8 protein-coding genes and 1 pseudogene are annotated in these 12,130 nt (G+C 55.8%); 5 read left to right on the plus strand and 4 right to left on the minus strand.

What is annotated here, in order from left to right:
• The first annotated feature begins 28 nt into the window (after nucleotides 1-28).
• Genes G565_RS25780 through G565_RS22900 form a run of 3 tightly spaced genes read left to right on the plus strand, consistent with a single transcriptional unit; the run spans nucleotide 29 to nucleotide 2,395 of the window.
• Entirely contained in the window at nucleotides 29-922 is an 894-nt protein-coding gene (locus G565_RS25780; RefSeq protein WP_028669818.1) for a DUF1853 family protein, read from the plus strand.
• Nucleotides 919-1,809 (plus strand): D-hexose-6-phosphate mutarotase, encoded by an 891-nt coding sequence (locus G565_RS0104085; protein ID WP_051207287.1) that lies wholly within the window; start codon nucleotides 919-921, stop codon nucleotides 1,807-1,809. Before G565_RS25780 ends, G565_RS0104085 begins: the two co-directional genes overlap by 4 nt.
• Nucleotide 1,810: 1 nt before the next feature.
• On the plus strand, nucleotides 1,811-2,395 hold the full coding sequence (locus G565_RS22900; RefSeq protein WP_169579610.1) for a DNA-J related domain-containing protein: 585 nt from the start codon (nucleotides 1,811-1,813) through the stop codon (nucleotides 2,393-2,395).
• Between the two features lie 93 nt (nucleotides 2,396-2,488).
• Here G565_RS22900 and nfuA read toward each other — a convergent pair whose 3' ends face one another.
• Nucleotides 2,489-3,079: a Fe-S biogenesis protein NfuA gene (gene nfuA / locus G565_RS0104095; protein ID WP_028669820.1), complete on the minus strand. Its 591-nt coding sequence runs from the start codon at nucleotides 3,077-3,079 to the stop codon at nucleotides 2,489-2,491.
• Nucleotides 3,080-3,774: 695 nt separating this feature from the next.
• Between nfuA and metH the strand changes: the two are divergent.
• Together metH and G565_RS0104110 are read left to right on the plus strand one after the other, a co-directional pair.
• Nucleotides 3,775-7,510 (plus strand): annotated as a pseudogene (gene metH, locus G565_RS0104105) (methionine synthase).
• 69 nt (nucleotides 7,511-7,579) lie between these two features.
• Nucleotides 7,580-8,902 (plus strand): YihY/virulence factor BrkB family protein, encoded by a 1,323-nt coding sequence (locus G565_RS0104110; RefSeq protein ID WP_028669823.1) that lies wholly within the window; start codon nucleotides 7,580-7,582, stop codon nucleotides 8,900-8,902.
• A 7-nt stretch (nucleotides 8,903-8,909) separates the two neighbouring features.
• Here G565_RS0104110 and G565_RS0104115 read toward each other — a convergent pair whose 3' ends face one another.
• The 3 genes from G565_RS0104115 to G565_RS0104125 all read right to left on the minus strand — a co-directional run bounded on the left by G565_RS0104115 (nucleotide 8,910) and on the right by G565_RS0104125 (nucleotide 12,119).
• Nucleotides 8,910-10,118, minus strand: coding sequence for an EAL and HDOD domain-containing protein (locus G565_RS0104115; RefSeq protein ID WP_028669824.1), 1,209 nt, complete (start codon nucleotides 10,116-10,118; stop codon nucleotides 8,910-8,912).
• A 107-nt stretch (nucleotides 10,119-10,225) separates the two neighbouring features.
• Entirely contained in the window at nucleotides 10,226-11,368 is a 1,143-nt protein-coding gene (locus G565_RS0104120; protein ID WP_028669825.1) for a trans-sulfuration enzyme family protein, read from the minus strand.
• Nucleotides 11,369-11,423: 55 nt separating this feature from the next.
• A complete protein-coding gene (locus G565_RS0104125) occupies nucleotides 11,424-12,119 on the minus strand; it encodes a putative 2OG-Fe(II) oxygenase (RefSeq protein WP_028669826.1) in 696 nt (231 codons plus the stop codon).
• Nucleotides 12,120-12,130 lie beyond the last annotated feature (11 nt).

Here is a 12,130-nt window from a genome sequence, read left to right on the forward strand (position 1 = left end):
GTTCCGAAGCATACCAGAAGGGACCCTAATGGACGAAGCAGTCGGCGCTCAATTGCGTCAGGATCTGACCTGGGTCCTTCATGCACCGGCTCTGTTGCCTGCGCCAGAGTTGAGCTGGAACCCCCGCGATGCCTTATCCGATGCCCTGATCGAACCGGCACTCGAAGCACATTGGCCCGCATTGGAGCAAGCCCGGCACGGCAAGTTGGGGCATTATTTCGAAGCCCTGGTTCAAACCTTGTTCGCAGTCTCGCCCGACTATGGGATTCTGGCCAGCAACTGCATTGTTCGCAGCCCAACACGGACACTGGGGGAACTCGACCTTCTGGTGGAAGACCGCCGCCAGGGAGCCATCGTTCACTTGGAACTGGCGCTCAAGTTCTACCTGCTGATTCCGGCAGCGCAGGGTATAGATCCACAATGCCGATGGATCGGATCGGGCCTTAAAGACTTCATGACACTGAAATCGAACCGCTTGTTGTCCCACCAACTGAGCCTGCCAGAACGCGCTCGCCAGGAAAACGTGTGGCCGAAGCACCTGCCCCGGCCAGACCGGTCTCTGGGGTGGGTCACCGGTCGCGGCTTTGTACCCCTTTTACCGGAACAAACCCTGATGCCAAAAGACAATGCATGGCCGCTGATTGCACCCCAGGCATTGATTCGGCCCTGGCTGACCGAATCGGCAGCCCGGGAACGGGCATTGACCGGACACTGGATCAACAAAAGCCAGTGGCTTTCACCGCATCTGGGACCAAAAGAGAGGCGCAAACACCAACCGCCTGCACAGTGGCTGGGCCGACTGCCAGGGGAGTCGCAGGATGGACACTGGTTCATCGTCCCTGATGACTGGCCAGCGCGTGCCCGGGACAGTATGCTGCGGCGCTTTGCGCCTGCGAACGGCCCGACAGGAACGCCACTGTGACGACATCAGACAACCGGACGGTATTACACCGCATTTCTCGTGACACCTCTGCGAATGGACTGCAACGCCTGCTGATCACCAATCAGACTGCGCAGGCCACACTCTATCTCCAAGGGGCCCATCTGACGTCGTTTGTTCCCCGCGAACACCCCGATATGCTGTGGGTGTCTGCTGCCGAGCCGTACCAGCCTGGCCAGGCTATTCGTGGGGGTATCCCAATCTGCTGGCCCTGGTTCGGGCCGCACCCGAGTGATTCAGGGCACCCGTCTCACGGACTGGTGAGAACACAGATCTGGGACTGGGAAATCGTGAACGACCAACCGGACATGAGCCAGGTTCGGCTCTGGCTGGAAACCGATGGCGAAAACCCGGCGTTCGGGCACCGCGCCCGCGTGGAACTGGTGGTAACAGTGGCGGCGTCGCTGACTCTGTCTCTCACCACCACCAATCTTGACGATAAAGCTTTCAGGTTGAGCCAGGCACTGCACAGCTACCTGCCCATTTCGTCCCCTGCTGACGTGCGGATAACTGGTTTGACCGGGTACCCCTACATGGACAAACTGACCGGAGAACACCAGGTCTGGCCGGACCGTTTTACCCTCGACCGGGAGGTCGATCGCATTGTTCAAGATGCAGGGCAGCCGGTTTTCCTGAACGAACCGGGTCGAATGCGCCGGTTCGTCAGGCGTGAAGGCAGCCAGTCACTGATTGTCTGGAACCCCTGGGTCGACAAGAGTCGCACCCTGTCCAGCTTCAACCATGATGACTACCAATCCATGTTGTGTCTGGAAGCAGCCAACGCGGGTGATGATCACAGAACGTTATTGCCCGGAGAGCACCACTGTCTAACCACTGAACTTGGGATAGTGACCACGAACGATGCGTGATGTGAATTTGCCCCCCGGCCTGATGCATGCCATCGATGCTCTTTTGACCGAGGCACCAGCAGGCTTGTCTGAGTACGAATTGATACAGGCGCTGGACCGGCACCACCCCGACCTCTTCCCCAAGCCGAACCTCAGTGACCCGCTGTTGTTGTTTCAGCACCATTTTGTCCTGATGCATGTGCTGTATCGTTTACAGCAAGACAGTCATCAGTCTGACCGGCGCCTGTCGATCAGCCCGCTGCGCGTTCAGTGGCAAGCGGCTGTAAGCGACGCCAGTCAATCCGTGAGCGTGAATCCGTCGCTGGCGGCGTATTACCTGGATTTTGGGAATCTGACCAAAGAGGATGGCTTCAGCGTTGAACAGCTGTTGCAAGGGTTCTGGCGTCGGCTTCTGGGGGAACAGGGCGCGCCCGACGCGCTGGCGACGCTGGGTCTGAAATCAACCGCGACGTTTGCCGATGTGAAAAGCCGGTACCGGCAACTGGCTAACACGCACCACCCGGACAAGGGCGGCGATTCCGCTGAATTTGGCCGCATTCAAGAGGCCTACGACACCCTGAAAAGTCAGCGGAAGTTCAATTCTTAACGAGACAGAATGCCATTATGAAAGATTGGCGCATGATTGTTCACAATGCATGCGCCGATAGAAACTGACCTTATTGGCCGACAGTGATCGGGCTTATTGATAGTAGGCGTTTTCCGTCACGGTATGGTCGGTGACATCGCGAATGCCCTTCAAGCCCGGAACTTTTTCCAGCAACGTCGCTTCAACGCCATTTTTCAGGGTAATGTCGACCGCTGAACAGCCCTGGCAGCCACCACCAAACTTCAACACAGCCACATCTTCGGGAGTGAGCTCTTCAAGACTGACCTCACCGCCGTGTGATGCCAAACCCGGGTTTATCTCCGTAAACAGGATGTAATTGACCTGGTCCTGAAGCGGGCTGTCAGCATTCACCTTGGGCATTTTGGCATTGGGTGCCTTGATCGTCAGTTGCCCACCCATCTTGTCTTCAGCGTAATCGACCACGGCTTCATCGAGGTACAGTAAGCTGTTCTTTTCGAGGTAAACCCTGAACTGGGTCAGCTCAATGACCTCATCGTTTTCTTTCTCTTCACCGGGGCGGCAGTAGGCAAGGCACGTTTCTGCGAACTTGGTGCCAGGCTGGGTTACAAACATTCGCACGGAAACGCCGTCGGTGCTTTGCTTTGCCAACAGACCCGCCAGATAGTTCTGAGCGGAATCGGTAATGTTCATCTGAATATCCATGCCACAGACTCCGTAGTTGGACCGTTAATCGGGAAATTTGAATTGGCGACTATTCTAACGAACTTTGGCCCCCAACTGAATACCTGAGTGTTTTACTTGGTTATACAGATGCGGACGACCCGACTGGAATTCAAGCCACCGCTGTATACGGGAAGCGAGTGCTTGAGCCCCACGCTCACCATTCCTGAACACCACTAGACGCGCAACATCTGTCGGGAAACAGTGACATCGCACTAGATAACGGTATAAATACTATATCAATACTTTTTGATATAGATTGAAAAAATGCCCTGTTTAGTGTTTCATAGGCTCCCTTCACGATGGCACTAGGAGGCTGTCGGACTTAGGGGGGATCAAAGTGAGGGAGTGGGACGGCGAGACCAAACTTTCGCAAATTTCGTGTGCATAGTGGGCCTATATGCTCGAAATTTGCGGATATTTGGGCCGTCGTCCCGCTTCCGCAGCCAATTCATCCTAGGTCCGAAAGCCTCCTAGGAGTCGGTCGGACTTAGGGGGATTGAAGCGAGGGAGTGGGATGGCGAGACCAAATTTTCGCAAATTTCGTGTGCATAGTGGGCCTATGTGCTCGAAATTTGCGGATATTTGGGCCGTCGTCCCGCTTCCGCAGCCAATTCATCCTAAGTCCGACAGACTCCTTGGGCCCTCTGACACAGCCAACCAAACTGGAAGAGACAATGACTCGCTCAGTCGCGGATGAACTCCGCCATACGCTCCAACACCGCATTATGGTATTGGACGGTGCCATGGGCACCTCCATCCAGGGATACCCGCTCGAAGAGGCCGACTTTCGCAAGGGGCACTTTGAAGACCATCCGAGCCCGCTCAAAGGCAACAATGACCTGCTGTCGCTCACCCGACCCGAAATCATCGAAGAAATACACGACTCCTTCTTCGCCATCGGTGCTGACTTCGCCTGCACCAACGCTTTCAGTGCGACCACGGTTGCCCAGGCCGACTATCATCTGGAACACGCGGTTTACGACATCAACTACGCTGCTGCCCAATGTGCCCGGCGCAGCGCAGACAAATGGTCCGCAAAAACACCGGATCAGAAACGCTACGTCGTTGGCTGCCTCGGCCCAACCAACCGCACCGCCTCAATGTCACCCGACGTCAACGACCCGGGTAAGCGGCTGGTCTCTTTCGATGACCTGGTAAAAGCCTATAAAGAAGCCTCGATCGCACTGATCGATGGCGGCGTCGACCTGATCATGGTTGAAACTGTGTTCGATACTCTCAACGCCAAAGCTGCCGTCTTTGCCGTGCTGGAACTGAAACAGGAGCGTGACCTGGACATTCCGCTGATGGTCTCCGGTACCATCACCGACGCCAGCGGCCGCACCCTGTCTGGCCAGACGCCGGAAGCGTTCTGGGTCTCACTTGAACATGGCGAGCTGTTCAGTATCGGTCTCAATTGCGCTCTGGGCGCGAAAGACATGCTGCCGCACATCAAGGCGCTCGACAAACACGCCACCTGCCTGATTTCCGCTCACCCCAACGCTGGCTTGCCCAATGAGTTCGGGGAGTATGATCAGTCAGCTGAACAAATGGCTGAACAAGTACGGCCCTTTCTGAGTGAAGGCCACGTCAACATCATCGGTGGTTGTTGCGGCACCACGCCGGAACACATAGCACAGTTAAGAAAGCTGGCCGATGAATACTCGCCGCGCCCACTGCGCGATCAGGCAACGGAGGTTACCGATGAACTCTGAGCAGCGCACCCTGCCCGACATGGTCCTCAGTGGTCTCGAGCCCCTGGTCGTCAATGAGACCACCGGCTTCGTCAACGTCGGCGAGCGCTCCAACGTAGCCGGTTCTGCCAAATTCGCCCGCCTGATTCAGGAAGAGCAATACGAGGAAGCGGTCGACATCGCCCGCACCCAGGTTGACGACGGCGCCCAGATCATCGACATCAACATGGACGACGCCATGCTCGACGGCGAAGCGGCCATGGTGCGTTATCTAAACCTGTTGCAGGCCGAACCCGATGTCGCCCGGGTGCCATTCATGATCGACTCCTCCAAATGGAGCATCATTGAAGCGGGCCTGAAATGCGTTCAGGGTAAGTCGATCGTCAACTCCATTTCGCTGAAAGAAGGCGAAGATCAGTTCATTCAGCAGGCACGCCGAATTAAACTCTACGGTGCCGCTGTGGTAGTCATGGCGTTCGATGAAAAAGGCCAGGCCGATACCTACCAGCGTCGAATCGACATCTGCAAACGTTCCTACGACATTCTGGTCGACGTGGTGAAGTTCAATCCGCAGGACATCGTCTTCGATCCGAACATCTTTCCGGTCGCCACCGGCATTCCCGATCACGACAACTACTGCGTCGACTTTTTCAAAGCGACGTCCTGGATCAAGGATAACCTGCCCGGCGCCAAGATTTCCGGCGGAGTCTCGAACATGTCGTTTTCCTTCCGGGGCAACAACACGGTTCGTGAAGCGATGCATTCGGTGTTTCTGTACCACGCCATCAAGCACGGCATGGATATGGGCATTGTCAACGCGGGCATGCTGACGATTTACGACGATATCCCCAAAGACTTGCTCGAACGCGTCGAAGATGTGGTTCTGAATCGCCGTGACGACGCTGCCGAGCGACTGGTCGATTTCGCCGAAAGCGTTAAGGGCCAGAGCGCTGACGTCAAAGAAAGCGACAAACTCAAGTGGCGCGAAGGCGACTTGCAGGATCGTATTACCCACGCCCTGATCAAAGGCATTACCGAGTTCATTGAAGCAGATGCCGAAGAAGCACGTCAGCAAGCAGACAAACCCATCGAGGTCATTGAAGGCCCGCTCATGGTTGGCATGAACGTGGTCGGCGATCTGTTCGGTGCCGGCAAAATGTTTTTGCCGCAAGTGGTTAAAAGCGCCCGTGTCATGAAAAAAGCCGTGGCCTATCTGCTGCCCTACATCGAAGAGGAAAAACGGCTCTCTGGCCGCGAAGCCGAAAACAACGGCGTAATCATCATGGCCACGGTGAAAGGCGATGTGCATGACATTGGCAAGAACATCGTGGGTGTTGTGTTGTCGTGCAACAATTATGAAGTGATCGATCTTGGCGTTATGGTGCCAGCCGAAGACATTCTGGATGCGGCCGAAAAAAACAATGCCGATGTGATTGGCCTGTCGGGTCTGATCACTCCATCGCTGGACGAAATGGTCACAGTCGCACAATTGATGGAACAGCGCGGCATGAACAAGCCGTTGTTGATTGGTGGTGCAACCACGTCGAAAATCCATACCGCTGTGAAGGTGGAGCCAAAATATTCAGCCCCGGTCGTTCATGTCCTTGATGCCTCCAAGTCGGTGCCAGTGGTCAGTCAGTTGCTGTCTTCCAACAAGGATGCCTACGTCAGTGAACTGCGCGATGCGTATCAGCAACTGCGCGAAGGCAATGCCCGCAAGCGTGGCCAGAAAGAATTTGCCAGTCTGGAATTTGCGCGGGCCAATGCTTATCAGCCAAACTGGGCTGATTACCAGCCAACGACGCCTTCTTTCATTGGCAATCGAACCTTTACCGATTACCCACTGGCCGAGATTAAAGAGCGGTTCGACTGGACACCCTTTTTCAAAACCTGGGAATTGCATGGCAAGTACCCGAAAATTCTGACCGATAAAATCGTTGGCGTAGAAGCCAGCAAACTTTTTAAAGACGCTACCGCCATGCTGGACCAAATCGTCACCGAGGGCTGGCTGCAATGCAACGGTGTCGTTGGCCTCTACCCGGCAGCGGGCATAGCGGGTGATCAAACCGAAGTCTATGCCGACGATGATCGCACCCAACCGCTGGTGACACTGAACCACCTGCGCCAACAGGCCGAGCGGCCCGAGGGTCGCGCCTTCCGGTCACTGGCTGACTTTGTTGCCCCCAAAACCAGCGGCGTTAACGACTACATGGGTGCCTTCGTCGTCACCTGCCATGGCGCCGACGAACGCGCAAAAGCCTACGAAGCCGACCATGATGACTACAATGCGATCATGATCAAGGCGTTGGCCGACCGCTTTGCCGAGGCCTTTGCGGAAGTTCTGCACGAAAAAGTGCGCCAGGAACTCTGGGGCTACGTTGGTGAAGAGCGGTTGGACAACGAAGCGATCATCGCAGAGAAATATCAGGGCATTCGCCCGGCACCGGGTTACCCGGCATGCCCGGAACACAGCGAAAAAGCGACTTTGTTCAGGCTGCTTGATGCGGAACAGGCAACCGGCTGTTCACTGACCGACAGTTTTGCCATGTGGCCGGCATCTGCCGTCAGTGGCTGGTATTTTGCGCACCCGGAAAGCCGCTATTTCGGCTTGGGTAAGATCGACCGTGACCAGGTTGAAGACTATGCCCGTCGCAAAAGCTGGGATCTGACCACAGCCGAGCGCTGGTTGCGCCCGACCCTGGGCTACGACGAGCTCTGAGGGGCAACCGGTTGTCAGTCACGACGATTTGCTGTGATACTGAACTTTATTGAATCGAGGGAAAAGTACGTGGCTGACAGCAAACCATCCAACTGGCTTACCCGGGCGCAAGACTGGCTCTGGCACCCCAACCTTTCCCGACTGCCCGGTCCCGGCCGGCTGGGCATCCGGATCGCGCGCGTCGCCTTTGCCGTGATCAAAGACCTAGCGCAAGGCTACACCAACCTGCACGCCATGAGCCTGGTGTACACGACGCTGTTGTCGATCGTCCCCTTTCTGGCCCTGAGTTTCTCCGTGCTTAAAGGGTTTGGCGTTCATAATCAGCTGGAACCCTTGCTGCAAAACCTGTTGATGGCCCCGCTGGGAGAACGCAGCCAGGAAATCACCAGCAATGTACTCAACTTCGTCGATAACATTCGCGTCGGGGTGCTCGGTGCGGTGGGACTTGGCATCTTGGTTTACACCGTCATTTCTCTGGTGCAAAAAGTAGAGCGGGCGTTTAATCAGGTATGGCGGGTCAGCCAGATACGGCCTCTGGCGCAACGCTTCAGTAATTACCTCAGTGTTATCCTGATCGGTCCGCTGCTGGCGTTTTCAACCCTGGGCGCGACTGCGGCCCTGGTCAGTTCCGATACCGTCGGCAGCCTGCTGTCCGTTGCACCTCTGGGCTGGGTTTTCGGCCTGTTGTCCAGGCTGGCGCCTTATGCGGTCATTATTATCCTGTTCACTTTCCTGTATTTCTTCATTCCCAACACCCGTGTGAAGATTCGCCATGCCTTCATCGGTGGCGCTGTGGCCGGGTTTATGTGGCAGAGCCTGGGCTATCTGTTCACTTTGTTTGTCACCAGTTCAACCCAATACACCGCCATTTACTCGGGTTTTGCCGTTGGTATTCTGCTGTTGGTCTGGATCTACCTTTCCTGGCTGGTATTGCTTACCGGGGCGACCGTTGCCTACTACAGCCAGAATTTCCGGTTCATCCGTCAGCGTCAGAACGTACTGCCCAGTGCCGAAACTGACGAAGCCGTCGGCCTGACTCTGATGTACCGCATTGCCTGGCGCTTTGACCGCCAGAAGGCGGGCATCAGAGCCATAACGCTTAGCACGGAATTAAACGCAGACGCTACTGTGATCGACCGGTTGATCAACAAATTACTGCAGTCACAACTCATTGTGCGCAGTGAAGATCACCTGTTAACACCGGCCCGACCGCTGGACCAGATCACCCTCGCAGAGCTGCTGCATGTCATACGGGCGGCAGACTCCGCACTGGCAATGCCTCCCTATACGGCAACCCTGCAGGCCCGGGTTAAGCGGGCACTGGAGACTGCGCTGGACAATGAAACGCTGGAAGACTGGGTACGCCAGAGTGATGAGCCAGTCACCGATTAACAGGTAGTTAAGGGGCTATCACAGCCATGCTGTCATCCGCCCATTTAACCGCTTCCAAATACGCCGTTGCCCACTGCGCTGGCGACACAGGCGACTCATCCAGAGACGCAAAGTCCATCTGTTCATAGGCCAGCACCTTCTGGAATACCTCACCAGCCAGGCCCTCCTGGTCGAGCAATGCCAGCTTAACCGGCATGGTGAGAATGATGGTATCGAGCAACTCAACCATAGGCTGGTCCATCAAAGCGTCGAGCACCGAGAACAACCCCACGATAAACATCTGATGACGCACCTCGGGATACCACTGGTCCGCTATCCGCTCGCACAACCGCGCCCGAACCAGCGCAGTCGTAATCAATTCCCACGGTTTGCTGTCATCCATTCGGGTCATCAGAATCAGAGCGAGCCAATGCTTCACGTTATCGATGCCCAGCAGGACGATGGCCTCTTTGATCGAATCAACTTCGCGTCGCAACGAGAAGGCGGCACTGTTGATGTATCGCAGCAGTTTGTAACTCAGGGTGATGTCGTGGGCGAGCAATGCTTCCAATTCATCAAAACCCACCTCGGGTTGCTGCAGCTTGCCGAGTAAATCAAAGACCACAGCCTTGTTTGCCGCCACACTTTTACGCATAACCACTTGCGGGCGACAATAGAAATAGCCCTGAAAACAATCAAACCCCAGCTCTTCACACACCTGCTTCATGGCCTGGGTTTCCACTTTCTCAGCGATGATCTGTACCGGATAGCGCCGCAACTGAGTCAGCAGAGCTGCGAGCTCTTCTCGGTCCCGGCCCAGCACATCAACTTTGACGTAGTGTGCCCAGCGCAACAGAGGGCGTGTTTCAGGCGTCAGTTCAAAGTCATCCAGCGCCAGCTTAAACCCCTGTTGAGACAACCGCTCCAGACCGAGCAGCACATCGGGTGTCGCGGTAATGTCCTCCAGCACCTCCAGCACGCACTGATCCCGAAACATGGGTGTCAGCGCCTCGTTGGTAATAAAGGCTTTGGGCAAATTGATGAACACCAGGCCACTGCCGGTGAGAGTGTCAATACCGATGTGAATAAAGGAGTTGAGGATGGCGTCACTGGAAGCGCGTTCAGGATCATCGAACCGAGCCGAATCCACATCACTGTCGCGATACAGCAATTCATAGCCAATGACTTTGAGAGACCGATCGTAGATAGGCTGTCGAGCAATGAAAAACTGCGCCATGGAGGCCCTTCCTGCTGGCTGATCTTGCGGGTTATGGATTTACACCAGCCGCTTGGGCGCGTCCGGCCAAGCGGCTTTTGTTCAACTATTGCACAGCCGGTCCGGGTCTACAACTGGTTCAAAGCGGCGTCGAAATCAGCGATCAAATCGGTCACCGCTTCAATACCAACAGACAGTCGCAGCAGATCATCCGGTACGGGCGTGCCCTCGCCTTCAATGCTGGCCCGGTGTTCAACCAGGCTTTCGACACCACCCAGCGAGGTGGCGCGTTTCCAAACCTTCAATGTCGCCGCCACCTGTATGGCCGCTTCTGCCCCGCCCTTAATGCGCACCGACAGCATGCCACCAAAGCCGTTGCGCATTTGCCGGACAGCCACGTCGTGCCCGGCAAAGCCCGGCAAACCGGGATACAACACCTGCTCCACACTCGGGTGGTCTTGCAGGTGCTCAGCCAGGCGTTGGGCATTGGCTGAGCATTCGCGCACCCGAATGGCCAGCGTGCGCATGCCACGCAACAGTAAAGCCGCTTCAAATGGCCCCAATACAGCGCCACCCTGGGCTCTTTGCCTGATCAGTCGCTGCCAGAATTCGTCGTCACGAGCAGTGACCAGCGCACCGGCAATGACATCGGAGTGGCCGTTCAGATACTTGGTTGCCGAATGCATGACAAGATCAGCCCCCAGTACCAGTGGCTGGGTGTGAATAGGCGTCGCGACGGTAGAATCGACCACCACCCGCGCACCGGCGTCATGAGCGAGGCCGCAGATCGCTTCAATATCCGCGACGGTCCAAAGCGGGTTGCCCGGCGTTTCCAGCCAGACCAACTCGGTTTTTCCGGGCCTTAGCGCCGCAGCCACGGCACCGGTATCGCTGGTGTCGACAAAACTGACCTCAATCTGCCATTGTTGAGAAAATTGCTTAAGCCAGTTACGCAGCGACCAGTACATCACTACCGGCGCAATCACATGCACACCAGGCTGCAAGGCCTGAAACACCGCGACCGACGCAGCCATGCCAGACGCAAATACCAGGGCATCCGCCCCCTGTTCAAGTTCGGTTAGAACACGCTCTACCGGTTCATATCCCGGGTTGTCTGCACGCGAATAAATACGCCCCCGGCTATACTGATTATCGGGGTCTCTCTGGTAGGTTGTGCTGTTATGTATGGCAGGGATCAGCGCCCCGGTAGTGGCGTCGATATCGCCGAAGGCTTGAGCCACCAGAGTTTGTGTCTGGTACGGGTATGGCATAGGGTCAATCTCTCATAAACACCATGATGGCCTTCAGTGTAACACCACCGACCAATCAGCCCATACTGAATGCCAGCACGCCGTCACCCTGATCACCATGAACCTGAGCATTAAACGACAAGATGATGCGGTCTTTCTGACCCTGGTACGGCAGGGCCATGTGCTTCAGATGAGAAGGAAACACACACAATACCCCGGGTTCAGGCAGAGAGTCCCAGCTATTGCGCTGAAGATACAGATTGCCGGAATCCATATAAGCCCCGGCAATCTGTTCCGTTTGCGGGCCATAAAAACGCGTGACCCCATTCAGTGCACCGTATACAGGATGCTCTCGTCTCACTTCATCGTCATCGGCCTGAACGTAATACACACCGGACCAGGAACAGTTGCCATGACTGTGCACATCGTGAAATGCACCGCCGTTTTGAATCTGAAACCAGGCACCCACAACGTTCATGTTCATTCTCAAGGAAGGGCTTTGTTGCCAGAGATCGCCATTCAGTTCAGCGGCCAACTCGAAGACGGTCTGGGAAATAAACTGAAACAGTTGTTTAAGAACCGGGTCATCGTAGCGAATCAGCAAGTCATCTGAACTGCTAAACACGGATGCATCGCCCGCACCTGCGGATAGCCTTTCCTGCTGAAACAGGGCAGCCAATACCGGATTTATCGACTGGGCGTCAACATAACGAACTCTCCTGATGGGGGTCGCCCAAAGACTGTCCAGTCCGGATAACGCTTTATAGGTCAACGACGACTCCT

The sequence above is a fragment of the Saccharospirillum impatiens DSM 12546 genome (genome assembly GCF_000423605.1).
GTDB classification, from domain to species: Bacteria; Pseudomonadota; Gammaproteobacteria; order Pseudomonadales; family Natronospirillaceae; genus Saccharospirillum; species Saccharospirillum impatiens.